22 protein-coding genes are annotated in these 24432 nt (G+C 64.0%); 12 read left to right on the forward strand and 10 right to left on the reverse strand.

Annotated elements, in window-relative coordinates:
• Positions 1 to 392: 392 nt before the first annotated feature.
• The 4 genes from QQS38_RS10870 to QQS38_RS10885 are packed head-to-tail and all read left to right on the forward strand — an operon-like array spanning position 393 to position 4787.
• Complete coding sequence (locus tag QQS38_RS10870; protein ID WP_479645388.1) at positions 393 to 1253, forward strand: glucose 1-dehydrogenase; 861 nt, start codon at positions 393 to 395, stop codon at positions 1251 to 1253.
• Positions 1254 to 1270: 17 nt separating this feature from the next.
• A complete protein-coding gene (locus tag QQS38_RS10875) occupies positions 1271 to 3466 on the forward strand; it encodes a VTT domain-containing protein (protein WP_479645389.1) in 2196 nt (731 codons plus the stop codon).
• A gap of 41 nt (positions 3467 to 3507) precedes the next feature.
• The gene (locus QQS38_RS10880) at positions 3508 to 4305 is read left to right on the forward strand and encodes an endonuclease/exonuclease/phosphatase family protein (RefSeq protein ID WP_479645669.1); all 798 of its coding nucleotides are present in this window, start codon (positions 3508 to 3510) and stop codon (positions 4303 to 4305) included.
• Positions 4302 to 4787 carry a phage protein NinX family protein gene (locus tag QQS38_RS10885; protein ID WP_479645390.1) on the forward strand — a complete coding sequence of 162 codons (486 nt, stop codon included), beginning with the start codon at positions 4302 to 4304 and terminating at the stop codon, positions 4785 to 4787. The genes QQS38_RS10880 and QQS38_RS10885 overlap by 4 nt, the downstream gene beginning before the upstream one ends.
• A 39-nt stretch (positions 4788 to 4826) precedes the next feature.
• Here the strand turns inward: QQS38_RS10885 and QQS38_RS10890 are convergent, their stop codons facing one another.
• On the reverse strand, positions 4827 to 5990 hold the full coding sequence (locus tag QQS38_RS10890; protein WP_479645391.1) for a metallophosphoesterase: 1164 nt from the start codon (positions 5988 to 5990) through the stop codon (positions 4827 to 4829).
• A 210-nt stretch (positions 5991 to 6200) separates the two neighbouring features.
• On the opposite strand from QQS38_RS10890, the gene QQS38_RS10895 reads away from it, so the two are divergent.
• On the forward strand, positions 6201 to 6524 hold the full coding sequence (locus QQS38_RS10895) for a hypothetical protein (protein WP_479645392.1): 324 nt from the start codon (positions 6201 to 6203) through the stop codon (positions 6522 to 6524).
• An 88-nt stretch (positions 6525 to 6612) separates the two neighbouring features.
• Here the strand turns inward: QQS38_RS10895 and QQS38_RS10900 are convergent, their stop codons facing one another.
• Complete coding sequence (locus tag QQS38_RS10900; protein ID WP_479645670.1) at positions 6613 to 7197, reverse strand: malonic semialdehyde reductase; 585 nt, start codon at positions 7195 to 7197, stop codon at positions 6613 to 6615.
• 254 nt (positions 7198 to 7451) lie between these two features.
• On the opposite strand from QQS38_RS10900, the gene QQS38_RS10905 reads away from it, so the two are divergent.
• The 7 genes from QQS38_RS10905 to QQS38_RS10935 all read left to right on the forward strand — a co-directional run bounded on the left by QQS38_RS10905 (position 7452) and on the right by QQS38_RS10935 (position 14892).
• Complete coding sequence (locus tag QQS38_RS10905) at positions 7452 to 8054, forward strand: alpha-ketoglutarate-dependent dioxygenase AlkB family protein (protein WP_479645393.1); 603 nt, start codon at positions 7452 to 7454, stop codon at positions 8052 to 8054.
• 496 nt (positions 8055 to 8550) lie between these two features.
• Positions 8551 to 9117, forward strand: a complete 567-nt coding sequence (locus QQS38_RS10910; protein WP_479645394.1) for a hypothetical protein — start codon at positions 8551 to 8553, stop codon at positions 9115 to 9117.
• Between the two features lie 137 nt (positions 9118 to 9254).
• The gene (locus tag QQS38_RS10915; RefSeq protein ID WP_479645395.1) at positions 9255 to 9608 is read left to right on the forward strand and encodes a DUF3564 family protein; all 354 of its coding nucleotides are present in this window, start codon (positions 9255 to 9257) and stop codon (positions 9606 to 9608) included.
• A gap of 692 nt (positions 9609 to 10300) precedes the next feature.
• Complete coding sequence (locus QQS38_RS10920; protein WP_479645396.1) at positions 10301 to 11455, forward strand: porin; 1155 nt, start codon at positions 10301 to 10303, stop codon at positions 11453 to 11455.
• A gap of 261 nt (positions 11456 to 11716) precedes the next feature.
• A complete protein-coding gene (locus QQS38_RS10925; protein WP_479645397.1) occupies positions 11717 to 12793 on the forward strand; it encodes an NAD(P)/FAD-dependent oxidoreductase in 1077 nt (358 codons plus the stop codon).
• Positions 12794 to 12901: 108 nt separating this feature from the next.
• A complete protein-coding gene (locus QQS38_RS10930) occupies positions 12902 to 13357 on the forward strand; it encodes a universal stress protein (RefSeq protein ID WP_479645398.1) in 456 nt (151 codons plus the stop codon).
• A gap of 149 nt (positions 13358 to 13506) precedes the next feature.
• On the forward strand, positions 13507 to 14892 hold the full coding sequence (locus QQS38_RS10935) for an amino acid permease (RefSeq protein ID WP_479645399.1): 1386 nt from the start codon (positions 13507 to 13509) through the stop codon (positions 14890 to 14892).
• Here QQS38_RS10935 and QQS38_RS10940 read toward each other — a convergent pair.
• The 8 genes from QQS38_RS10940 to nirD form a co-directional block, all read right to left on the reverse strand.
• Positions 14822 to 15145 (reverse strand): hypothetical protein, encoded by a 324-nt coding sequence (locus tag QQS38_RS10940; protein ID WP_479645400.1) that lies wholly within the window; start codon positions 15143 to 15145, stop codon positions 14822 to 14824. The genes QQS38_RS10935 and QQS38_RS10940 overlap by 71 nt on opposite strands.
• A gap of 717 nt (positions 15146 to 15862) precedes the next feature.
• Entirely contained in the window at positions 15863 to 17647 is a 1785-nt protein-coding gene (locus QQS38_RS10945) for a chloride channel protein (RefSeq protein ID WP_479645671.1), read from the reverse strand.
• 21 nt (positions 17648 to 17668) lie between these two features.
• Positions 17669 to 18085: a MarR family winged helix-turn-helix transcriptional regulator gene (locus QQS38_RS10950; RefSeq protein WP_479645401.1), complete on the reverse strand. Its 417-nt coding sequence runs from the start codon at positions 18083 to 18085 to the stop codon at positions 17669 to 17671.
• A gap of 163 nt (positions 18086 to 18248) precedes the next feature.
• Positions 18249 to 19391 carry an HPP family protein gene (locus QQS38_RS10955; protein WP_479645402.1) on the reverse strand — a complete coding sequence of 381 codons (1143 nt, stop codon included), beginning with the start codon at positions 19389 to 19391 and terminating at the stop codon, positions 18249 to 18251.
• A 219-nt stretch (positions 19392 to 19610) separates the two neighbouring features.
• Positions 19611 to 20717, reverse strand: coding sequence for a CmpA/NrtA family ABC transporter substrate-binding protein (locus tag QQS38_RS10960; protein ID WP_479645403.1), 1107 nt, complete (start codon positions 20715 to 20717; stop codon positions 19611 to 19613).
• 7 nt (positions 20718 to 20724) lie between these two features.
• Positions 20725 to 21300 (reverse strand): ANTAR domain-containing response regulator, encoded by a 576-nt coding sequence (locus QQS38_RS10965; RefSeq protein WP_479645672.1) that lies wholly within the window; start codon positions 21298 to 21300, stop codon positions 20725 to 20727.
• A gap of 55 nt (positions 21301 to 21355) precedes the next feature.
• On the reverse strand, positions 21356 to 24112 hold the full coding sequence (locus tag QQS38_RS10970) for a nitrate reductase (protein ID WP_479645404.1): 2757 nt from the start codon (positions 24110 to 24112) through the stop codon (positions 21356 to 21358).
• Positions 24109 to 24429, reverse strand: a complete 321-nt coding sequence (gene nirD / locus QQS38_RS10975) for a nitrite reductase small subunit NirD (protein WP_479645405.1) — start codon at positions 24427 to 24429, stop codon at positions 24109 to 24111. Before nirD ends, QQS38_RS10970 begins: the two co-directional genes overlap by 4 nt.
• Positions 24430 to 24432: the final 3 nt, after the last annotated feature.

The following is a 24432-nucleotide window of genomic DNA, read 5'->3' on the forward strand; positions in this document are numbered from 1 at the left end:
CCACGCCGATGATAGTGCGGATTCCCGTGTGAAAGTAGGTAATCGTCAGGCTCCTTCTGCCTCCAAACCCCCGCTAGCCTCAGCGCTACCGGGGGTTTGTGCTTTTAACGCCTCACAAAACACTCGCTGCCGGTCAGCCGTGAAAGACGAGGCTGCGGCTCGGCAAATCGTCTCGATCTACCGTCGCAGCAGCAAATCGTGAGATCCGCGGGGCCGCATTTTTACCGTGAGAGCACTAGTGCGTTCTCTCGCCGCGCTTTCCATCCCCGATTTTTCCGTCATTCTCCACCGAGCGCCTTCTGAACCTCTAGCCCGCATACCGGGGCATGTCCGTTGCTCGCCGTCGTTCGTGGCCGCTGTGTTTGCGGCGCTTCACGTCAAAGGAGCGAACGATGACGAGCAGACCGACACCGCCCATGCCCGAGCAACAGCAGGAGCAAGTCCCGGGAAGAACCGCACCGATGTCCCCTCAACCGGATCACGGTGAGCATAGCTACGAGGGACATGGGCGTCTTTCCGGGAAGGCTGCGGTCATTACCGGCGCCGATAGCGGTATCGGCCGTGCGGTCGCAATCGCGTTCGCACGCGAAGGCGCCGATGTCGTGATCGCCTACTTCAACGAACATGAAGATGCCCGCGAGACCGCACGGTGGGTGGAGCAGGCTGGCAGGCGTGCCGTGCTGGTCGCCGGCGATCTTGCACGACGTGAACATGCGCGCGAAATCGTCGATCGAGCGGTGGAAGCCTTCGGCCGCATCGATGTCCTCGTGAACAACGCGGCGCATCAGATGGACTATGAAACGGTCGAGGAGATCTCCGACGACGAATGGGACCGAACCTTCGATATCAATATCGGAGCGATGTTTCGGCTCGTCAAGGCGGCGCTGCCGCACATGAAACCGGGCAGTGCGATCGTCAATACGACGTCGGTCAACGCAGATAAGCCGCGACCCACGTTGCTGCCGTATGCCACCACCAAAGGCGCGATTCAAAACTTCACCGGCGGCCTGGCGCAGTTGTTGGCGGCTCGGGGGATCCGGTCCAACTGCGTCGCACCAGGGCCGATTTGGACGCCGCTGATCCCAGCGACCCTTCCGCCCGACAACGTGAAGGAATTCGGTAAGCAGACGCCAATGAAGCGGCCCGGCCAACCCGCGGAACTCGCCCCCGTCTATGTCATGCTCGCAAGCAACGAGGCGAGCTACGTGTCGGGCGCCACAGTGGCCGTCACGGGCGGGGTGCCCATCATTTGACAGCCGCGCATTCAACGATGACGGGCGTTACCGATGTGCGCGTTAGAGTGCGAGCGAGCGAGCCGGCGCACGGAGCTCGGGCGTCGTCGCATCGGCATGGAACGCTCGAGGTGGGGCGCAATTGCGAATCGATCTTGCATGCCGATCGATTCGCACTCCTAATCGATGGCAGCGCCTATTTTTCGGTCCTGCGGGAGGCGCTCGCGCGGGCCGAACGCACGATCTTCATCGTCGGTTGGGACATCGACAGCCGCATGCAACTGGTCCCTCAGGGGGCGGACGACGGCCTTCCGGCGCCGTTGGGGGCGTTCCTGCAAGCGCTGTCGGCCAGGCGCCGACGTCTGCGCATCTACATCCTAGCGTGGGATTTCGCCATGATTTATGCGTTCGAGCGCGAATGGATGCCTGTCTATCAGACCGGCTGGCGCTCGCAGCGAGGAATCGTATTCCGGCAGGATGGGACGCATCCGCGCGGCGCGTCGCACCACCAGAAGATCGTGGCGATCGACGATCGCCTCGCATTCGTCGGCGGACTCGATTTGACGCGCTCCCGTTGGGATACCCCCGCGCACGCGGCGCACGAGTCGCTGCGCCGCGACGCGAACGGCGCGCCATACGGGCCGTTTCATGATGTTCAGGCCATGTTCGACGGCGCTGCCGCCGCTGCGATCGGCGCCCTGGCCCGAGAGCGCTGGCATCGCTCGTGCGGCAAACGAATCGCGTTGCGCGCGCATCGGGCCGTCGACCGGGATGGGGACCCCTGGCCGCCCAATGCACCGGTAGACGTAAGCGATGTGATGGTCGGCATCTCGGTGACGGAGCCGCCCTACCGATCCCGCGAGCCGGTTCAGCACGTGCGTGCACTGATCGCCGATTCGATTGCGTCCGCGCGCACCAATATTTATATCGAAAACCAGTACTTCACGGCCGCCGTCGCTCGAGAGGCGTTGGGTAGTCGCCTCGCGGAGGACGACGGCCCCGACGTGGCGGTCGTCGTGCCGCGCGCGCAGAGCGGATGGTTGCAAGAGGCGACGATGGGTGTCCTGCGCGCGCGCTTGTATCGTGCGCTAGTCGACGCAGATCGCCACGGGCGGTTCCGTATGTATTGCCCGCACGTCGACGGCTTGGGCGAGGCATGTGTCAACGTGCACAGCAAAGTCATGATTGTCGACGATATGCTCATGACTATCGGCAGCGCGAATCTGAACAATCGGTCGATGGTGCTCGATACCGAATGCAATGTGACGATCGATGCCGACAACGACGCGCGCGTGCGCGCCACGATCGCGCGCTGGCGCAACCGGCTGCTGGCCGAGCATCTGGACGTGACCGAGTCAGATGTCGAGAACGCGTTGGCACGCGAGCACCGGTTAAATGCCGCGATCGACTCATTGGGCCGCCCTCGGGGGCGAACATTGCGGCCATTCACGCCAGTCGTCACCGCGGATCTGGACGCTCTGGTACCGGTCAATGCTTGGTTGGACCCGGAGCGACCCATTGCGCCGGACGAACTCGTGAACGAGTTCATCCCGCAGGGGCGGCACCGGTCATTGACCACGCGGTACTTGTTGCTCGGCGGCCTCGTCCTCGCAGCCGCGATCATGGCCGCTGTTTGGCAGTTCACGTCGATCGGCCACCATCTCAATCTGGTGGAACTCGCAAAGCTCATCAGACGAATCGAGGCGCTGCCGTTCGCGCCCGTGATCGTGCTGAGCGGATACGTTGCGGCAGCAATCGTTTCGGTGCCGATCACGTTGCTGATTGCTGCGACGGGGCTGGTCTTCGGCGCATGGCCTGGAATCGGGTACGCCCTGGGCGGAACGATGCTTTCCGCGATCGCCACCTACGGTCTGGGCGTTGCGCTAGGGCGCGATGCCGTGCGCCGGCTAGCCGGCACGCGCGCGAATCGGCTCAGCGAGCGGATCGGCGAACGCGGCATCGTTACCGTCATGGCGCTGCGCTTGTTGCCGATCGCCCCGTTTACGATCGTCAACCTCGTTGCGGGCGCGTCGCATATTCGTCTGCGCGATTACATGATCGGCTCGATTCTCGGCATGGCGCCGGGCATTTTGTTGACCGTGACTTTCGCGCATCAGTTGCTCAATGCGATCCGCCACCCCGATCTCGGCTCGGTGGTCGCGATGGCGGCAATAGGCGCTGCGCTCGTTGGCATCTCCGTGTTGCTGCAACGCTGGCTGGGGCGACGCAAGTGAATGCGAACCCGAACGAACGCGACGACGCCGTACTTACCTCCATCGCGGATGCCGGCGAGCTCGAGCAGCGTGCCGATGCGGCGCGGCCCCGATCATGTGAACTGAGGATCGCCACCTACAACATTCACGGCGGCCTGGCGTCATGGACCGCTCAGGCGAAGCGGCAGATGATTGCGCGCATCGCGCAGGTCATCGGCGAGCTCGATGCCGACATCATCGCATTGCAAGAGGTGCCGCTCGGTGGTTCGGAAACCCCGGACGTTTTATCGCAACTGCGCGAGGCCACGGGTATGGCCGCGGTCGAAGGCCCCACGCTCGATACCCCGAAACGCCGCTACGGCAACGCGGTGTTGTCCAGGCTGCCCGTACGCCTGGCGCGCACCCTCGACTTGTCGTTTCACCGGCGCGAGCCGCGCGGCGCCCTCGATGCCGATATCGAATGCGGCGGGCGCTTGGTCCGGGTCGTGGCGACGCATCTGGGGTTGTCCGCCACCGAACGCAGCACGCAGGTGCGCACACTGCTCGCCGCCTTCGATAATAGCGAGCTTCCGGTTATCTTGGTGGGGGACATCAACGAGTGGTTCGTACGGGGGCGCGCGTTGCGGGCGCTCGTTTCGCATTTTCGACGAGCCCCCGCGCCGCGCACTTTCCCCACCTTTTGCCCGGTTTTTGCCCTCGACCGAATATGGATGCACCCGGGCGAATATTTGGTCGACGTGGCCGTTCATCGCAGCACGCTCGCGCGCCAGGCGTCCGATCACTATCCACTCGTCGCGCGCATACGTATGCCTCCACATCCGCCACCGCACCTGGATCCCTTCGAAGGAGAGCTGCCATGAACACGAGCGAACTCGACGGTTGCGCACTCGATTATTGGTGCGCGCGCGCATTGGTCGACGATGACGAGGAAATCGTGTTCATCCAAGTCGAGCCCAGTGTCGTCGTTACCTTCACGCACGGTGCGTTGCGCAAGCTGGCCCAGCCGTTCTCGCCATCGGGCGAGTGGGGCGATGCCATCGAGATATTGGAGCGCGCAGAAGACCTTAGGTGGCTGCGCAGCGAGCAGGGCACGCACTGCCGGGTGCGGTTTCGCGCCTGTGATCCGTGCGAGGCAGATGCAGCTCATCCGCGCATTGCGCTGCTGCGTGCGTTCGTGCGGGCTCGCTTTGGCGATGCGCTCGAGGCTCACCCGGTCGAACCGCATGCGGTGCGCGAGCGCAAGGTGCGCCCGTATGATGCGGGCGGCGTGCCGCCTACATACGGCGACAACGCCAGCGCGGACAGCGAAATCGGAAATATCCGCTCGGTGCCTCGGCCGTAGCCGTACGCTTTCCGTGAGGCGAGGCGTGGGCTTGCGCTTTCAGATCCGCGCGTGCGCCACGAGTCGCAGCCGTGTGATTTCCGACGGCGCGCCCAGCCGCTTCGGCGGCCCCCAATAGCCGGTTCCGCGGCTCGTATAGATCCAAAGGGCGCCGAGCCTTGCAAGCCCCGCGGTGAACGGCTGTTGCAAGCGAACGAAGAAATTCCACGGGAAAAACTGCCCGCCGTGTGTATGGCCCGACAACTGGAGCGTATATCCCGCGTCGGCCGCTGCATGCGCCGTGCGCGGCTGGTGAGCGAGCAGCACCTTGAGGATGATGTCGTCGGGCGCGTCGGCCAACGCCGCCGCAGGATCGCTGCGATGCGTTTCGTCGAAGCGCCCCGCTGTGTAATCGGTGACGCCTGCGAGGATGAACGGGGTGCCCCGGTGTTCGAGCACGACGTGCTCGTTCAACAGGACACGCAACCCGAGGCGCTCGAATTCCGCGATCCATTGCACCGCGCCCGAGTAGTACTCATGGTTCCCCGTGACCAAGTAGGCGCCGTAACGGGCGGTCAGCCGACCGAGCGGCTCGGTGTGGCTGGCCAATTGCGCGACGCTGCCGTCCACTACGTCGCCCGTGACGGCGATCAAATCGGGACGCAGCCGGTTGACGGCATCGACGATCGCATCGACGTATCGCGCTTTGATCGTCGGCCCGACGTGGATGTCGCTGATTTGGACGATCGTCAGCCCGTCGAGCGACGCGGGCAGTCCTTCGATCGGCACATCGACCGATACGATCCGGGCGCGCCGACGTGCGTTGACCAGACCGATCGTCGTAGCAAGCAGCGCGAGGCCGGGTACGCCTACCGCCGTATCGATTCTCCAGCGGTCGAGCGAGAAGACGTGACCCCATAACGCATCGACGGTCAATGCCGAGGCAAGGACGATGTCGCGCAGGAAGGTGAAAACGAGCAGCGATGAAAACAACCCCATCGCGATCAAGCCGACCCACGCGATGCGATCGGCGTGCGGCTGGCGTTCGAACCTTCGAGCGAGCATGCCGAGCGGGATCAAGCCGCACGAGAGCGCGAGCGCGCAAGCGGCGAGAAGCTTGGCCGGCAAACCGATCGGCAACTCGGGAATGATGCGCAGTCCCACGTACAGGTGCATCAGCACGCCGATGAAAATCGCGCGCGCAAAGAAAGAGGAGGGGCGCATAGAAGCAGAGGGAGGGAGCCGAATCGTGGCTAACCGTGCCGCGGACGCGGCCACGAGCCATTGTACCGAGCGGCGGAAAACGCTGCCGGGAGCCGCTGCACGCGAGACAGGGGTGGGTTAACGGCGACTTCCCATGTTATGAAATCGATCTAAGCTATGAATATTCGCGATTCGATTCCTGGGGATCGGTCTTCGCGAGAGAGGGGACGAATGATGACAGCCGACAAATGGGGCCATAAACCGCACCGCCCTCATCATCTCGACTACGAGGGCAGTCATGTCATGCTGCCGCTCGTTGTGCTTTCGCTGATGGCGCTGGCAGTCTATTCCATCGTTCGACGCTTCGATTGGCTAGAGGTCAGTCGCAGCGCGCTATTCGACGTCGTGATGGTATTCGTTGCACTCGGCATCGCCGGGTTGTTCGGCGTGGTGGGCGACTGGCTGCGTTCGGATGGCGATGGGAAGAGCGAAGGTTTTTGTTTCGTCGGCGCGTTGATCGGCGCAGTCGTGTTCTATATTGCGCTGTTCGCGTAGGCGAGCAGGGGCATGGCAGTGGGCTCGCCTATTCGAGCCATCTCCATATAGCCTGAGCGCCGCGGCGAAGGCGGCGTGAGGCTGCGACTCACGCGATCCGGGCCGCCTCGTCGAACGATAGTCGCGGGTTGCGCGGATGCAGCTTGGAGCGATCGCCGTATCCGAGGTTGACCAGGAAGTTCGATTTGATCGTCGTGCCAGCGAAAAACGCGTCGTCCACCTTGACTGCGTCGAACCCCGACATCGGACCTGCATCGAGCCCCAATGCGCGGGCCGCCATGATGATGTAGGCCCCCTGCAACGAGGAGTTGCGCTGCGCCGTGGCGCGAATCGCTTCGTCGTTGCCCGCGAACCAACTGCGCGCATCCGCGTGCGGGAACAATTTCGGCAGATGTTCGTAAAAGGCCAGATCCATCCCGACGATTACCGTGACCGGAGCGGCCATCGTTTTTTCGACGTTGCCGGCCGAGAGCGCCGGCTTCAGTTTCTGTTTGGCTTCGGGCGTTTTGACGAAGACGAAGCGGCCGGGGCTCGAGTTCGCCGACGTCGGACCCAGGATGGCCAATGAAAAGATTTGCCGAAGCAGCGTATCGTCGACCGGCTTGGGCAGCCAGGCATTGACGGTGCGTGCTTCGCGGAACAACTGATCGAGGGCGTTCTCGGAAAGTGGCATGATCGACGGTGGTGACGGCACGCAGCCTAGCGTTCCAAAGGGTTCCATGATAGCGGCTCCGGCCCTCCCTTGCAGCCGCCGCAATGGCCCGGCCGCCGCTGCGTCCCTTGGGCGCGAGCAAGATTTCGGATGGCGCGGTTCGTTCTTCGTGTTCTGCTTGCAATAGCGGCGTTGGAACGCGTTAGGCCGGCTTGCGGCCGGCGAAGACGTTCGAATGGACAATAGGCGTTGAAGGTATCGAAGGTATTGATCGAATGATCGAAGACATGTTCGGCGGTGTGCCGCAGGTCGATGTCGACTGGTATCCGCATTGGTTGTCGCCGGACGAGGCATCTATCGCCTTGTCCGCCCTCTTGGATGAGGTGCAGTGGAAGCAGGATGTCATCGGCACGCCCGGCGGCATCAAGCCGTTGCCGCGCCTCACCGCCTGGCAGGGCGATCCGGGCGCAATCTACGTCTACTCGGGTATTCGCAACGAGCCGCTGGCGTGGACGCCCACCGTCCAGGCGCTGCGCTCGCTGGCCGAAGCGACATGCAAGACCCGCTTCAACAGCGTTTTGCTGAACCGGTATCGCAGCGGAGAGGACAGCATGGGCTGGCACGCCGATCGCGAAGCCGAGCTCGGGGCGGAGCCGGTGATTGCCTCGGTGAGCCTCGGGGTCGCACGGCGGTTCGATCTTCGACACAATGCGACAGGGCAACTGCGCGCCTATGAATTGACGAACGGTAGCTTGTTGGTCATGCGGGGGCGCACGCAGCGCGAATGGCGGCATCGCATCGTCAAAGCGCCGGGCTTGCGGGGCGAGCGCATCAATCTGACGTTTCGCTTCGTCGCGCCTCGGGCGGCCGCGCGCTGAATCCAGAGTGCGCGTTTCGACACGGTGCGAGACGCGCACCTGAATTGCGCGGTGCCCTGCGCTCTCCACCGATCAACGGTCACCACGCATCGTGGGTTTGAGGCCCGCGCTCGTCTGCGTTCGCCGCCGTTTCTCGCTCCAGGGAGTGAGATCCACGCGACGCAGTCTCGCTGTCGCATCCGCCTAGTGGCCGCTGCGGCGATTCATTCGGACTCCTAATGAACTGCTCGCGGGCGACACAGTATTTTCGAAAGATAAATTTATGCGCATAAATTTTTAAGAAGTCTTAGTAAATCTGTCCCTTATTGCGGAGGATATGGCCGATGGTGCCGATACTCTTTCGCCATGTCCGGCCTATAGGCTCCTATGCTGGCGGTATGTCGTAGTCCGGCGCAGGTCGATTCGCTCGATCTTCGCCGGCAGAGTCTTGGCTCTCGTGCGGTGTGTCGTACATGTCAGGGAGTCGATCGATCCGGACGCGGAAGGAAGAGAGCCGATGAAGATTGCCCCGGTTGCAAGCGTAGTCAGCGTAGTTATCGTGTCGTGGTCGACGACGACCTTGGCGCAGCAGCCGGCGGTCTATCCGCTGCGCAGTCAGCCTGCGGCAACCCAAAGCGTCGACAGCGCCTATTGTTATTGGCAGGCGAAGCGTCAAACCGGCGTCGATATGACGCATCTATCGCAGCGTCCCAATCGCACCAAACCGATTCAATTCGCCGCCGATGCGGGCAAGGGCGCGAGCGAGCCGCCGCTGCCGCCTGCGCACGGCGCGCCCGGTGGCGCCGCCAAGACAGCGCAGGCGCTGACGACGGCATCCGAAGCGGGTGGCGCGTCCGCCGCCAGCGGTGCGCCGCCCGCCGCTCGCTCCAACGCCGCATCGGCTAACACAGGTTCCGCGCAGGTGGCCCCATCCGCCCCGGGCGCGTCAGGCCCAGGCGCCGCTTCGGCGAGCGCTTCCGCTTCCGCTAACCTTCCGCCTTTGCCCCCGCCGCAACCGCCTATGACGACCTATTGGCAAGCGTACGGAGACTGTATGCAAGCCCGGGGTTATGGGGTGCGATGACGGTCCGCCCGTGGCCTGCATGCGGCATGTGGCTCGCTCCGATGCTCACCGGTCGGCCCGCGACGTTTCCTCGCCTTGAATTCGAGGCATCGCGGCATAGACTTTAGTCTCGGCGAACATCGTGAGAGGAATAGCAGATGCGTCTGACCATCTTGATCAACGGTTCCGATCCCACTGTCAATCATGATTACGCCGTGCTTTGGCTCGACACGGAAGAGCGCGTATGGTCCAGAGAGTCGCATGACGGGATCGATCTGCCACCTTGGGGCGAATTGCGAGACGAGGGCGGGGTGACCAAGCTCTGCGCGCCGACGAACGAGCAACCGCTATGCACCTTGAGCGGGCTGCACGTCGAATGCGATTGTCCGACCGCGGCGCAAGGCGGTGCACAGTGGGCTTCAGGCAAGCAGATTCGAACCGATGGCGTCTGGCGCCTCCAGGCGGTCGAAAAGAAGGCCGTCCACGCCGAAAACAGTGTCTTCCGCCGGTGAGCCGATGCGCGCCGCGCCGCCGGCGCACCGAATGTTTTACCGTTCGTTACGAAGCGCCCCCGGCGAATTTCGATTAGGTATAGTCGGCCTTGGCTATCTCGAGGCCAACCCTCCTCGGCCCGTTCGGCGTTTCGCCGTCGGGCCGTCTTTTTTTGCCCCCCCATACGCCATCGTCCTTCGCGTCGAGAAAAGCCTGACGGCGGCCACTGCATAACCTCTTGCCTGAAATAGCTTGCATAGGCCCTCGAATGCGCCCCAGCCCACTTCATGATGCGGGCGCGCAAGCGACCAGCGCTTCGTTCTCCGCCGATCGATACCGTGGACGGGCGGATCCAGCGCGTTGCACTTGCTTGCAGTCGGAAGTGACGCCGTGATGAAAACCGTTGCGGATCTGCAACTAGACGCCTCGGTCGCTGGCCTAGCGCACCCGGCACGATGCGTGCCAATATCACAAAATAAATCCGTTCAAAAACAATAACCTAGGGGTTTTCACTAGGTTGATTGTTTCAATTTTCGCAAAAGCCTGTTGTGTGGCTCGCGTATACCCTAGATAGGGTCAACACGTAGACTCGGCGCTCATCGGACGGCCTCAATCGTTTCGATTACGCGGCCGCCGCTATCTCGGCGCCGGCCGCAAAACCGTCCATTCCGAAGTCTGGCAGTGAGCCAGTTTTATAAAAGGGACTTCTCTAATGAAAAAAACCCTGGTCGTCGCAGCGGTTTCCGCCTCTTTCGCAGTCGCCGCACACGCTCAAAGCAGCGTCACGCTCTACGGCGTGCTCGATGCAGGCCTTTCGTACACCAGCAACGTCGGTGGCAAGTCGAACTGGCAGCAAACGTCGGGTGGCATCAGCCAAAGCCGCTTCGGCCTGAAAGGCTCCGAAGACCTCGGCAACGGTCTGAAGGCAATCTTCACCCTCGAAAGCGGTTTCAATCTGAACAGCGGCCGTTTCGCCAATAGCGGCAGCGAATTCAATCGCCAATCGTTCGTCGGTCTGTCGAGCAACTACGGCACGGTCACGCTCGGTCGTCAATACGATGCCGCGCAAGACTACCTGGCGCCGCTGAGCGCCACGGGTAGCTGGGGCGGTACGTCGTTTGCCCACTACGGCAACTTCGACAACCTGAACACGAACGGTGGCTTCGCGGTCAACAATTCGATCAAGTTCACGAGCGCGAACTACGCAGGCTTCACGTTCGGCGGCACGTACGGCTTCTCGAACCAAGCCGGCGGCTTCTCGAACAACCGTGAATACAGCCTCGGTGCGGCTTACCAGTTCCAGGGCCTGAACGTTGGCGCGGCATACTCGCAGCAAAACAACCCGGTCGCCGGTAACACCGGTGCGTCGGACGGCTCGACCCTCGGCTTGCTCGGCAATGGCGTGGCGACGGTCGTGAACGGCGGCGTTCCGGCAACGATCGGCCACGTCCGTCAGCGCACGTACGGCGTCGGTGCAAGCTACGCGTTCGGCCCGGCGCAAGTTGGTGCGGTGTGGACGCAAGCGCGTCTGGACAACGCTCAGAATCTCCCGCTGACGCTGCGTCAAGACAACTACGAAATCAATGCGAAGTACAACCTGACGCCGGCTTTGGGTCTGGGCGTCGCATACACGTTCTCGAACCTGCGTACGTCGTTGGCCGGCGTCGATTCGGGCGTTCGCTTCCACCAGATCGGCGCGCAAGCTGACTACGCGCTGTCCAAGCGTACCGACGTCTACGCGCAGGTTGTGTACCAACACGCAAGCACCGCTGGCGTGGCTTCGGTTTACAACGGTTCGTTCGGTTCGTCGATCAGCTCGTCGGACAACCAAACGGCTGCTACGGTGGGCTTGCGTCACCGCTTCTAAGCCTGTGCTGCTGGTCTAGTTGCGCAAAAGGCGCCGCGCTTGTCGCGGCGCTTTTTTATCTCCTTGCCGCGGCGATCGGCCGCGGTCATCGTCGCGCGCTCGCGTCGCTTCCCCCTACTCGCCGGCGGGCCACTGCGGCGAGATCTCCGGGTTCTCCCTATACTTGTTCTTGTCATGCGCGTCGGGCGCGGGGTTGCACGCACGCATGCACGCGCGCGATGCAGGTTGTCGCACGGCCATCGACATCATCGAGGATCCAACGTGAGCGAAGAAGCGGCATCGGTCGACGAAAGCGTGCTACGCACGGACGTCGTCATTATCGGCGCAGGACCTATCGGGCTTTTTGCAGCCTTCGAAGCCGGTGTGTTGGGGTTGTCCTGCCATATCGTCGACGCGCTCGAGGAAGTAGGCGGCCAGTGCATCGAGCTCTATCCGGAAAAGCCCATCTTCGACATTCCGGCCGTGCCGGTATGTACGGCGCGGCAGTTGGTCGAACGCCTCACCGAGCAGTGCAAGCCGTTCGCACCGCCGATTCATCTGGCGCAGCGCGTGATGAAGGTCGAGCGCCAAGGACAGACGCAGCGCTGGCGCGTCGAGACCGATCGCGGGCTCGCCTTCGATACGGCCGCCGTCATGCTGGCCGCGGGTAACGGGGCCTTCGTGCCGCAGCGCGTGGGATTGCCCGAGGCGCAGGCGCTCGAAGGCCGGCACGTTCATTACGCAGTGCGCAAGCGCGCGATCTTCGACGATAGCCGCGTGGTGGTTGCCGGCGGGGGCGACTCCGCGCTCGACTGGGCTTTGGCGTTGCGCGGTCACGCCAGGCACATTACGCTCGTGCATCGGCGTGACGCATTCCGCGCGGCCGAGGCGACGGTGCAGGAGGTCAAACGCGCTGCCGCGGCCGGCGAACTCGATATCGTCATCGGAACCATAGCGGCGCTCAACGCCTCGGACGGCGTGTTGCAGTCCATCGACGTGAAAACGATCGGCGGCCCCACGGCGATCGAGGCGGATCACCTCATCGCACTGTATGGCCTCGTGGCCGATTTGGGGCCGATCGCCGATTGGGGCCTCGACGTACGGGCGGGTCGCGTGGCCGTGGACACGTCCTACTATGAGACGTCGGCCCCGGGCATCTTCGCCGTCGGCGATATCGCCGTTTATCCGAACAAGCAAAAGCTCATCTTGTCGGGGTTTCACGAGGCGTCGCTCGCGTTGCGCAAGGCTTATAGCTATGCGTATCCGGATAAAAAGCGGGTGCATGTGCATTCGAGCTACGACGCCACGTTGTCCGAACGCATTCTCGGTTCGCAGGCGGCAGAAGAGGTCCATTCGTAAGCTGGGCAGGCGATCGAACGCGGCAACGTCACGACACTGCTTGGGGCGCGAACGGTTTCGAGATAGTCGCGCGCCGGTTCGGGCGCGGCGCAAGTCATGGAGAGTGCCATGTACAAGCGGATTCTAGTTCCCGTCGACGGCAGCGAGGGCGCGCGTCGTGCGCTGGACGAAGCGATCGAGCTCGCGCAGTTGGCGGGGGCGCAATTGCAAGCCGTGTACGTGCTCGAGCATCCGACGCGAGTCGTCGATGTCTCGGCCGGCTTCGCCGAGCAAATGCCGGTGCGCGATACCTCGAGCGAGACGGCCACGAGCGTGCTGGGGGAAGCGCGCGAGCGCTTTGCAGCGTTGGGCGAGCAAGGCAGCGTTCGCGCCATCGACGCCTACGGGGAGAGCCTGGCGGCGGTGCTGGCGCGCGCGATCGATGACTTCGACGCCGATCTCGTCGTCATGTATTCCCATGGACGCAGCGGCATTCGCCGTCTGTTTGCCGGGAGCGTGGCCGAATCGCTGTTGCACGATACGACCGTCCCGTTGCTGTTGCTGCGCAATGGAGAGCAAGAGTAGGTCGGGGCTCCGGGTCGGGCCAGGGCACGTTTGGAAGCCGGGAATTAGCGTGAACGGGCCCTGGCTATAATGCTAGGTTTTTGTCCGGTCGAGAACGATCGATCGGCGCCTCGCTTATAGATAAATCCGATCAGGAGAGGAGGGTTGTTTTGACGGGTCACACGCAGCAGCACGACGGCTTACAGCGCGGGCTAAAAAATCGCCACATCCAATTGATCGCGCTTGGCGGCGCGATCGGGACCGGCCTCTTCCTCGGGTCGGCAAGCGTGCTGAAGGCGGCAGGGCCGTCCATGATTCTCGGCTACGCGATCGGCGGCCTCATCGCCTTCATGATCATGCGTCAACTCGGCGAGATGGTCGCACAGGAGCCGGTGGCGGGCTCGTTCAGCCATTTCGCATACAAGTATTGGGGCGACTTCCCCGGGTTCCTCTCCGGCTGGAACTATTGGGTGCTGTACGTGCTCGTCAGCATGGCGGAACTGACCGCCGTCGGCACTTACGTCCACTTCTGGTGGCCTGCCGTTCCCACTTGGGTGTCCGCGCTCGTGTGCTTCGCCGCGATCAATGCGATCAATTTGGCGAACGTCAAAGCGTACGGCGAGACCGAGTTCTGGTTTGCGCTCATCAAGGTGGTGGCCGTCATCGGCATGATCGTGTTCGGCGCCTACTTGCTCGAAAGCGGACGGGGCGGCCCGCAGGCATCGATTTCGAATCTGTGGCGCTATGGCGGATTCTTTCCGCATGGCTTCAACGGCTTGTTCATGACGCTGGCCGTCATCATGTTCTCGTTCGGCGGCCTCGAACTGATCGGCATCACGGCCGCCGAGGCCGACGATCCGGCCCGCACGATTCCGAAAGCAGTCAACCAGGTGCTTTATCGCATTTTGATTTTTTATATCGGCTCGCTCGTCGTGCTCCTCGCGCTGCATCCATGGAACGAGGTGGCGCAAGGCGGCAGCCCGTTCGTGATGATTTTTTCGCAGATCGGTGCGGGGCTGACGGCCAACATCCTGAATCTGGTCGTTCTGACGGCTGCGCTTTCGGTCTACAACAGTTCGGTCTATGCCAATAGCCGGATGCTGTATGGCTTGGCCGAGCAGGGCAACGCACCGCGAGCGCTGCTCAAGGTCGATCGCCGCGGCGTGCCGTATGTCGCCATCGGCCTGTCGGCGCTCGCCACGTTTGCTTGCGTCATCGTGGATTACCTGATTCCCGCGCGCGCATTGGATATTCTGATGGCGCTCGTCGTAGCGGCGCTCGTCATCAATTGGGCGCTGATCAGCCTCACGCATTTGAAAGCGCGCAGGGCGATGGTCGCGGCCGGCCAGCAACTCGTGTTCAAGTCGATCGCGTTTCCGCTCGCCAATTGGGTTTGCCTCGCGTTCATGGCGATCGTGCTCGGCATTCTCGCGTTTACGCCGGGGCTGTCCGTTGCCGTATGGCTCGTGCCCTTCTGGCTTTTCGTCATGTGGCTTGGGCATGCCGCGAAGCGGCGTTCGGCGGCGAGCCTGCCGGCTGGAGCCGGCGGCCGATAGGCCGGCGACGCATCGGTAGCCAGCGCGCGCGTTTGCGCAGCCGTGCCGACGCCGCGTGGCGCGCGGGCGGCGCATGACGTTTGAGCGAATCTCGCTGGGCAGCCGATGCGTCGCGCGCCAGCGCTTCGATCGCATCCGCGAAACGCTGCAGTGCCGGCAGCGAACCGGAGACGCTGTGATAGGTTTGGCTGCCGATGCGCGCATCGAGCAGCACTTGCAAGCCCGCCTGCCGGGCCAACTCCAGGATGTCCATGTCACGCCTCCCCGTTCGGCGCCGCCGCACGGCGTAGCGTTGCGAAACCGGCTGAATCACTCGCCCTAGTTTCTTGGAAGTTGCGCGCACCGATCCTGCGCGCAATCTTATTCGTGCCAAGTGTTCAGCCGGTACCCCCGCTCGCTCGTTCTCGTTTTGTGCAGACGCCATTGACGTACACGATCGTTAATTCACGTGGAAGGGCGTATTGCCATCGATATCGTTCTTCCGCGTGAGCGTATTTTCGTGCTCGCCGTCCCGTCGCGAATGTGCGGGGCCGAACCGCCCACCGCTTATCGTTCGACTTTTATTCGCGAAAGCGTCCACTGCTCCCTGCGCCGGCGCTATCGAAGCGCCCCCCGTATTCTTTCCGTCGACTATTGTTCTGAAGAATGGTAGATGAGCACCGGCGGCAGCGACAGCGTGGTAACTACCTAGACTATGCGGCCGTTATACGGGGACTGGCGCACCATGCCGCGCCAGTCGGGTTCACGCACATTCCAGGGGCGAGCCACGACCATCGCCGAGGCGCCGATGGCCGCGGGGTGGCGCAGTGCACGCAGGGGGCGGCTGCTCCGGTCAACCCATGGTGATGTTCGTCAACTCGAATCGATACGGAACGGCTGTCGTGCCGCCGCCGCCCGTCATGACGACGTCGGCGCTTGCCACGCCGAGCAGCAACGACTCCGTGTTGATTTCCGAGAATACGGCCGAACGCTAAGCCTGCCGGCGGCGTTTCGCGGGCCGCCAGGCGACGCGCCGGAAACGCTCTCGCTTCTGTTCTTCTTCGAAGTGCAAACGCGCGGGTTTGACGAGATCGCTGCGCGAGACGATGCCGGTCAGTTTCATCGATTCGCGATCGAGCACGACCGGTACGCGCTCGAGGCCCTGCACGGCAAGCCGCGCTGCGACGAGCCGGCAGGTTTCGCCCGGCAGGGCGACGGCAGGCGTGTTCGCGGAGAGTGCGTCGCCAAGCGTCATAGTGCGGCCGATGCCGTTTTCAGCGTCGGTCAACGCCACGAGCGTTTCGCGATCGGCAACGCCGACAAGCCGATCACCGCGTACGACCGGGTAGGCGCGATGACTCTGGCTCGGGCCGAAGAACGAAGCCAGCGCTTCGCGCACGGGTACGCTCGCGTCGATCGTTTTCACCTCGCGCGTCATGACCTCGTCGACGTGATGCCGCTCGAGCGGATCGACGCCGTACTCGCGATAGATGTGGTACCCGCGCCGCGCGATCTTCTCCGTCATGATCGAGCGGCGCATGACGACGGTGGTGAAGCCGTGCGCCACGAGCGTGGCGGCCAACAAGGGCAGCAGCGCGTTGCTGTCGTGCGTGAGCCCGAAGGCGAAGACGACGGCGGTAAGCGGCGCGCCGAGGGTGGCGCCGAGCGTCGCGGCCATCGCCACCAGAGGCCACAACGCGACTTCATGGCCGGGAAGCAGCGGTCCCATCACGATACCGAGGCCGGCGCCGAGCATGAGCAGCGGGGCGAGCACGCCGCCCGACGTGCCGGAGCCCAACGCGATCACCCAAATGATCGCCTTCACCACGAGGATCGCGATAGCGACCTTGACCGCGAGGTGTTGGTGCAGCAGATCGCCGATCACGTCGTAGCCGACACCGAGCACGCGCGGCTCGATCAACCCGCCCAGGCCGACCGCGAGCCCGCCGATCGCAGGCCACCACATCCAATGCAGCGGCAACTTGGCGAACAGGTCTTCCGTCGCATAGAGCGCGACCGACAGCCCCGAAGCGAGCGCGCCGCTCGCTACGCCGAGGATCAGGCAGGAGACGAGCGAGATGGCGGAGGGCGGCGCGGTTTCGAGCGGAAACAACGGCCCTACGCCGAACCAGGTGGCGCGCAGGAAACCCGCCACGGCGCACGCCAGCGCCACGGGCAAAAAGCTGCGGGGGCGCCATTCGAATAGAAGCAGCTCGACGGCCAGCAGCACGGCGGCGACAGGCGTGCCGAACACGGCCGTCATGCCGGCGGCGGCGCCCGCCACGAGCAGCGTTTTACGCTCAGCCGCCGTCACTTTGACGCACTGCGCGAGCAGCGAGCCGAGCGCACCGCCCGTCATGATGATGGGGCCTTCGGCGCCGAACGGTCCGCCGCTGCCGATGACGATGCCGGAAGAAAGGGGCTTGAGCACGGCGACTTTCGGCGACATGCGGCTCTTGCCGAACAAGATCGCTTCGATCGCTTCGGGAATGCCGTGGCCGCGAATCTTGTCGGAGCCGAAGCGGGCGATCAAGCCAACGATGAGGCCGCCGAGCGCGGGGATGAGCACGACCCAGACGCCGAGGTGGTTGTCGGCGGGCGAATGGTTCTGGAACGAGAACGTGCCGAAAAAGAACACGTTCGTGAATAAGTAGATGAGATTGAGCAGCGCGAAGGCCGCGATGGTGCCGAGCACCCCGATGACGGCCGCGAGCGCGCAGATGCCGGGCAAACGCGCGTTGGCGGAAAAATCTCTCTTGCTGTGGTCCATGCTCATCAATTCGCCTAGTTCAAACACTCATAAATCGATCTGCGGCACGCTGAACGCGCCTTGCAGCGAATTCAACTCGGCGCGGTGCAGCGCCGCCAGTTTCACCAATACCGTTTCGCCCGCTTTTTGCAGATGCACTTCCACTTGCCGCCGGTCGGTCTCGCTCACCTTGCGTTTGACGAGATCGAGCGCCTCGCAGCGCGAAACGAGCGCGACGACGCCGTGGTGTTGCGCCTGCAAACGTTCGGCCAATTCGCCGATCGTCGCCCAATCGCGGCCCGGGTAGCCCTTCACGTGCAACAAGAGCAAGTACTGGAGCGGCGTGATACCTTCTGCATGCGCGGCGCGCTCGGAAAAGCGCTCGAAGCGTCGCATCTGGTAGCGAAATTCCGACAACTGCTCGAAATCGGTCTTGGCCAGGGCACGGGAAGCGGTGAGTTTCATCGGAGTCACGCAAGGGACGAGTTCGAAAGCGGAGATAATATCACGTTGTGATATATTTTCCCGCTAAGGCCCGTCAGGTAACGCTTCAACTCTCAGCGTAGCAACCGCTGCTCAGTGCGAAGCGTGGGCGAGAGTCCGATCCTCGTCCTCGTACGCGCGCGCTTTAAGCCGTCCTCAATTGTCGCGTCTGGGCTTGCCGATGCAGGCCGCCGATCAAATCCGCCTGCGTGATCATGCCGACGAGACGTCGCTCGCCATCCACGACCGGAATATGGTGGTGCCCGTAGTGCGCGAACACCGGGATCAGATCGGCCACCGGCAACTGCGCATCGACGGTGCGCACGTTCGGCGTCATCAAATCGTCGACGCAGCGCCTTTCCGACGTATCGCGCCAGAGCGAGAAGCCACGATTGCGCGGGCCGCGCAGGCCGAATGCCGTGCGTCCGACAAAATCGGTGCGCGTCACGATGCCCACGACGCGGCGCGTCTCGTCGATCACCGGAAGCGCTTTGATGCGATTCCGCTCCAGCAGGCGCCAAGCGGCGGCGGCTGTCGTCTCGCTCGATACGTGGACGGCATCGCGCGTCATGATGTCGGCGCATGTCAGTTCGCTGAAGCTGCGCGCATAGGCAAGCAGTTGCGCTTCGCGCACGAGCGATTCGAGATCGTCGGACGCGACGTCGATCAATTCGCCGCGCTCGCGCACCAGCGCTTCGAGCTCGGCGCGGGTCACGCCGGCTGCGCCCGGCGCCCCATGCGAGGCGGCGCGGGCAACGTGCGGGTAGCGGTGGCCCGTCACCGTGTGATAGACGATGGCCGATGCGAGCAGCACGAACGATTGCAGCGCGACGGGTTCCAGCACGAAGCGAAGCCCCAGCGCGTGAATGGCAGGGCCGCCGAGCACGGCCGTTAGCGCGACGGCGCCCGAGGGAGGGTGAACACAGCGCAGCGCGAACATCACGCAGGTGGCCGCGGCCAGGGCAAGTGCGGCGGCGGCGATGGGATCGTCGATCCACATCGCGCTGAGCACTCCGACCGTCGCGGCGACGAGATTGCCCCCGATGAACGACCATGGCTGCGCGAGCGGGCTGGCGGGCACGCCGAACAGCAAGACAGCCGAGGCACCCATGGGGGCGATCAAAAACGGGATCTGCGCTTGCGTGCCCAGTAGCCAATGCATGGCGGCGCCGGTCGCGGCAATGCCGAGCAGCGCGCCGAAGCACGAGCGTAGACGCTCGCGCCACGAAACGGCGACCGGATGCGGGGCGAAGCTGGCGAACCAACGCAGAACGGCTTGACTAGGCACGGGTTTTCTTCGAATCACATGACAAAAGCGCGGCGAAAAGTCGCATGCTGCGCCGCGGAAGCGCGAGATTATATGTCAATGTGATATATGTGCGCCATCGTGAGCAGGCGACCGTTGCGGCGACGCCGCAAATGTCGCCCATTGCACGGGCAGCTCGGGCAGAGGTAGGCGGAACCGGTACTAGCGCCCGGCGTTTTTCCTAGCCGCGTTGCTCACCATCTAAACGGCATCGTCGCAGACGATATCGGGCGGGGCGGCGCTTGCCGACGGCACCGGTACTTCGACCACGGTTGCCGCTTCGCGATAAAGCGCGGTTTGATTGATGCGCGCGGCGATCGCCTCGTCGTTGATCGCTGGCGCATCCGCTTCGCGCAACAGACCCCAGCGGCGATATTGGGCGAGAAACCAGCGGCCCTCGGATTCATGCGGGAAGTTGACCGCGCCGCCATCGAAGAACGATACGGGCAGCGGCGCTCGCACGAAGCGCTTGCCGCCTTCGCGGCCGCTCAAGCGCGGGGCGATGAGCTCGAGCGGCACGTCGAGCGCATCGGGTTTCGCGAGCCAATGGGCGATTTCGTCGCGATGGCCGGGTGCATCGACCCATCGGCAAGCTTCCAGCATGGTGCAGATCAGCGCGCGCGCCGTGGCCGGGTGGCGCGTGACGAAGTCGCGGCGGCTTGCCAACACCTTCTCGGGATGATTCGCCCAGATCTGACTCGTTGCGACGACGGTCTCGCCAGCGCCGCGCGCTTCGGCTACGGCATGCCAAGGCTCGCCCGCGCAAAAGCCGTCGAGCGTTCCGCTTTCGAGTGCCTCGACCATCCGAGGCGGCGGGATGACGACGCTTTCGATGTCGGCGCGCGGATGCACCCCGTGCGCGGCGAGCCAGTAGTAAAGCCATAGCGCATGGGTGCCGGTTGGAAACGTTTGAGCGAATACGGGCGCTCGCCCAAGTGTGGCGAGCGCCGCCTTCAAATTTCCCTCGACGTCGAGCGCATGCGCGAGCTGCGTCGACAAGGTGATCGCCTGCCCATTGCGATTGAGCACCATCAATACGGCCATCTCGTCGCGGGGGCCGCCGATGCCCAGTTCGACGCCGTACACGAGGCCATAGAGCGCATGGGCGCAGTCGAGCTCGCCCGAGAGCAGCTTATCGCGCACTGCCGCCCAAGACGGCTGCCGGCACAGCTCGAGCGTGAGGCCGTGACGATGGCCGAATTCGAGCACCTTGGCCGCGACGAGCGGCGCGGCGTCGGAGAGCGAGACGAAGCCGATGCGCAGGTGCGTCTTTTCCAGGGGATGCGCGCCAGGCGTTGCGATGTCCATTGCGTTGCTACCTCGAAGATTCGTCCGCTTCGATCACGCGGCGCGCGATCTCGGCCAAGCGTACGCCGGCATCCATGGCTCGCCTGCGTAGCGTGGCGTATGCGTCGTTTTCGGAAAGTTTGCTGCGCTCCATCAACAGGCGCTTGGCCCGATCGATGGTCTTGCGTTCTTCGAGTTCGCTCTCGGCTTTCGTCAAGCGCCGTCGTAGTCTTTCCTCATGGGCAAAACGCGCGAGCGCCACTTCCAGGATCGGCGCGAGCTTGTCGGGGGACAAGCCCTCGGCCATATACGCGGTGACGCCGGCGTCGACGGCCGAACGGATCAACTGCTGATTGGCGTCATGACTGAACATGAGCACCGGGCGCGGGGCCGTCTCGTTCATCACGGCCAATTGCTCGAGCGTGTCGCGCGAAGGCGATTCGGTATCGATGATGACGACGTCCGGCCGCTCGCGCTCGACCACCTTCGACAACGCATGAGGCGCGGCCGTCTCCGGCAGCATCTCGTAGCCGAGACGAGCGAGCGCCTCGCGCAGTTCGCCAATCGGTTTGTCGGTATCGGAAACGAGCAATATACGCAGCATCGAGAGTCTGTTCACATCGCTAACGCACGTGTGTCGTCGCGCCCGGTGGCGCGGCTCACGCGGGCGTCGTCGCGTTCAACAAGCGCTTGATTTCGGGCACGCACGAGCCGCAAACCGTACCGCAACCGAGCGTCGATTTGAGCGCATCGAGCCCGGCTCCGTTCGCTATCGCTTGCTCGATCTGCGGTTGCGTCACTTGCTTGCAATTGCAGAGCACGCGCACGCGCGGCGTCAAACCGCGCCCCGGGGTGTCGCCGCCGAGCAGGACGATGGCGTGTCGCGGGCCTTCCCATGGGCTGGCCGTGCGAATTTGCTCGATCAGCGCCGCGGCGGGGCTCGTATCGCCGGTTACCAGAAAACCGTCGACCAGTTCCCCGTTCCAGGCGACGCGTTGCGCGCGGCCGCGTCGCGCATCGCGGTACTCGAGCAACTCGTCGCCACGCGCCAATCCTAGCGCATCATGCAGTCTTTCGGTCCATTGTGCATCGGCGTCGACATCGGCGGCCGAGACGACGAGCAGGTCGTCGCCCTCGACGCGAATCGAGGCGTAGCGGCGCGCCGCCAATAGCGGTTGCACCGCCTCGCGCAAAGCGAGCACGTCGCCGCGTTTTGCGGCAACGAGCCGCCACGGCAGCTTGGCCGCTTCCACGCGTACCGCCGCATGCTTGAGCTCGGGTTGCTTCGAATCGGGATCGACCGCGCCGATCGTCGCTTCGTTGATGCCGCCGCTCGCGAGAAATTGACCGCTCCAATGCATGGCGGCGAAAACGGTGCCGGATGGCAGGTCGTCGTTGGTTTCGACGGGCAACACGAGGCGGCCGCGCCGGCTCGTCACGGTGACGAGATCGCCGTCCTTGACGCCGCGGCGAGCCGCGTCGTCGCGCCGCATCGACAACGTCGCTTCCGGCGCGTGATTGAACGAAGCGCCCGTGCGCCCGCTGCGGCTCATGCCGTGCCACTGGTCGCGCAGACGCCCCGTCAGCAACCGGAACGGATAGCGTGCATCGGCCGGCTCGGCCACGCCCCGGTATGCGGTCGCGTGAAAACGGGCGCGGCCGTCGGCGGTGGCGAAGACGCCGTCGGTGTAGCGGCGCGCGGCGCCCGTCGCCGCATCGGACGCATAAGGCCATTGCTGCGGGCCGTCGGCTTCGAGCCGCGGGTATGACAGCGCGCCAATGTCCAGATCTTGCCCGACGGTGAGCGCACGATGTTCGTCGAACACCTCTCCGGGCGATGCGAAAGGAAAAAGGGTGGAACGATCGGCTCGCGTCTGGCCGGCGGCAAGCCGCGTCTCGAGCCTGCGCGCGATCTCGTTGGCGATCCACCAATCGGCGCGCGCTTGGCCCGGCGCATCGACTGCGGCGCGCACGCGCGAGATCCGGCGTTCGGAATTCGTCACCGTGCCCGATTTTTCTCCCCAGCTCGAAGCGGGCAGCAGCACGTCGGCGTATGGCACGGTGTCCGTCTGCGTGAACGCTTCCTGCACGACGACGAACTCGGCCTTGCGCAGCCCCTTGCGCACGCGTTCGATGTCGGGCATCGAATGGACCGGGTTGGTGCAGGCGATCCAAACCGCTTTGATCTTGCCCTCGGCGAGCGCGTCGAACATCTCGACGGCCGGCAAGCCGGGACGCGCCGACAGCCCGCTCACGCCCCACAGCGCTTCCACTTGCGCACGATGCTCGGCGTTGCCGATATCGCGGTGTGCGGCGAGCATCGTCGCCATGCCGCCGACCTCGCGCCCGCCCATGGCGTTCGGCTGGCCGGTCAGCGAAAACGGTCCTGCGCCCGGCTTGCCGATCTGCCCCGTCGCCAAATGAAGGTTGATCAGCGCAAGGTTCTTATCGGTGCCGTGGCTCGATTGATTCAGGCCCATGCAATAGAGCGACAGCGACGCGGGGCTGGCGGCGAACCATTGGGCGGCCTGCAGCAGATCGGCCTCGGCGATGCCGCAGATTTCTGCCGCGATACTGGGCGTGTAGCCGCGCACGAGCGCCTTCAGCGCCGCGAAGCCGTTCGTGTGCGACGCGATGAAAGCGGCGTCCACGGCCCCTTCCCAGATCATGTGATGCAGCATGCCGTTGAACAGGGCGACATCGGTGCCCGGTTCGATCGCCAGGTGCAGGTCGGCCAGCGCGGCGACGTCGGTGCGGCGCGGATCGACGACGATCCACCGAATCGACGGGTCCTTGGCCTTTGCCTCCTCCAAGCGCCTGAACAGCACCGGGTGCGCGTAGGGCATGTTGCTTCCCGCGAACAGCACGGTGCGGGCAAGTTCGAGATCTTCGTAGCATGTCGGCGGACCGTCGGCGCCGAGCGACTTCTTGTAAGCCGTCACCGCGCTCGACATGCACAAGCGCGAATTGGTATCGATGTTGTTGGTCCGAATCAGCCCTTTCGCGAGCTTGTTGAAGACGTAATAGTCTTCCGTGAGCAACTGCCCCGAAATATAGAACGCGACGGCGTCCGGTCCGTCGCGCTCGATCACCTCGGCAAAACGCGCGGCGACGTGATCGAGCGCGTGGGACCATTCGGTCGGCTCGCGCGGCGCTTCGCGGGTGAGCCGAATCTCGGGATGCAGCGCGCGGCCCGCCGCGCTCGCGGCGGTTGCCGGCAGCGAGCGACCCTTCGTGCAGAGCCGGCCGAAGTTGGCCGGGTGCTCGGGGTCGCCCTCGATGCCGGTGATGCGGCCGTTCTGCGATTCGATCAAGACCCCGCAGCCCACGCCGCAGTAGCAGCAGGTCGAGCGTGTGACCGTTTTGGCGACACCTCCCTCGCGGTCGGTTTTCATCGCGATGTCATCCTCGCTCATGCGAAGCGAACGAATACGGCTTCACCGTCGACCTTCACGGCGAAACGCATCGTGCAGCCGTCGTCGGGGGCGCACGCTTGACCCGTCTCGAGCGAGATGTTCCAGCTGTGCAACGGGCACGTGACGGTATTGCCGTGAACGATCCCTTGCGAGAGCGCGCCGCCCTTGTGCGGGCAATGATCGTGCAAGGCGAACACCTCGTCGTTGGCCGTCCTGAACAAGGCGACGTCGCCGTCGTCACGTTTGACGACGCGGCTGCCCAGACGCGGAATGTCGGACACGCTGCACACGTGCGTCCAAATGGAGGAAGTCGGCATATC

It is taken from the genome of Trinickia sp. Z7 (genome assembly GCF_056498045.1).

Excerpts from the sequence above, each read along its gene's own strand:
- QQS38_RS10870 (WP_479645388.1), top strand. The coding sequence starts at position 393 with ATGACGAGCAGACCGACACCGCCCATGCCCGAGCAACAGCAGGAGCAA.
- QQS38_RS10875 (WP_479645389.1), top strand. The coding sequence starts at position 1,271 with ATGACGGGCGTTACCGATGTGCGCGTTAGAGTGCGAGCGAGCGAGCCG.
- QQS38_RS10885 (WP_479645390.1), top strand. The coding sequence starts at position 4,302 with ATGAACACGAGCGAACTCGACGGTTGCGCACTCGATTATTGGTGCGCG.
- QQS38_RS10890 (WP_479645391.1), bottom strand. The coding sequence starts at position 5,990 with ATGCGCCCCTCCTCTTTCTTTGCGCGCGCGATTTTCATCGGCGTGCTG.
- QQS38_RS10895 (WP_479645392.1), top strand. The coding sequence starts at position 6,201 with ATGATGACAGCCGACAAATGGGGCCATAAACCGCACCGCCCTCATCAT.
- QQS38_RS10900 (WP_479645670.1), bottom strand. The coding sequence starts at position 7,197 with ATGCCACTTTCCGAGAACGCCCTCGATCAGTTGTTCCGCGAAGCACGC.
- QQS38_RS10905 (WP_479645393.1), top strand. The coding sequence starts at position 7,452 with ATGATCGAAGACATGTTCGGCGGTGTGCCGCAGGTCGATGTCGACTGG.
- QQS38_RS10910 (WP_479645394.1), top strand. The coding sequence starts at position 8,551 with ATGAAGATTGCCCCGGTTGCAAGCGTAGTCAGCGTAGTTATCGTGTCG.
- QQS38_RS10915 (WP_479645395.1), top strand. The coding sequence starts at position 9,255 with ATGCGTCTGACCATCTTGATCAACGGTTCCGATCCCACTGTCAATCAT.
- QQS38_RS10920 (WP_479645396.1), top strand. The coding sequence starts at position 10,301 with ATGAAAAAAACCCTGGTCGTCGCAGCGGTTTCCGCCTCTTTCGCAGTC.
- QQS38_RS10930 (WP_479645398.1), top strand. The coding sequence starts at position 12,902 with ATGTACAAGCGGATTCTAGTTCCCGTCGACGGCAGCGAGGGCGCGCGT.
- QQS38_RS10940 (WP_479645400.1), bottom strand. The coding sequence starts at position 15,145 with ATGGACATCCTGGAGTTGGCCCGGCAGGCGGGCTTGCAAGTGCTGCTC.
- QQS38_RS10945 (WP_479645671.1), bottom strand. The coding sequence starts at position 17,647 with ATGAGCATGGACCACAGCAAGAGAGATTTTTCCGCCAACGCGCGTTTG.
- QQS38_RS10950 (WP_479645401.1), bottom strand. The coding sequence starts at position 18,085 with ATGAAACTCACCGCTTCCCGTGCCCTGGCCAAGACCGATTTCGAGCAG.
- QQS38_RS10960 (WP_479645403.1), bottom strand. The coding sequence starts at position 20,717 with ATGGACATCGCAACGCCTGGCGCGCATCCCCTGGAAAAGACGCACCTG.
- QQS38_RS10965 (WP_479645672.1), bottom strand. The coding sequence starts at position 21,300 with ATGCTGCGTATATTGCTCGTTTCCGATACCGACAAACCGATTGGCGAA.
- QQS38_RS10970 (WP_479645404.1), bottom strand. The coding sequence starts at position 24,112 with ATGAGCGAGGATGACATCGCGATGAAAACCGACCGCGAGGGAGGTGTC.
- nirD (WP_479645405.1), bottom strand. The coding sequence starts at position 24,429 with ATGCCGACTTCCTCCATTTGGACGCACGTGTGCAGCGTGTCCGACATT.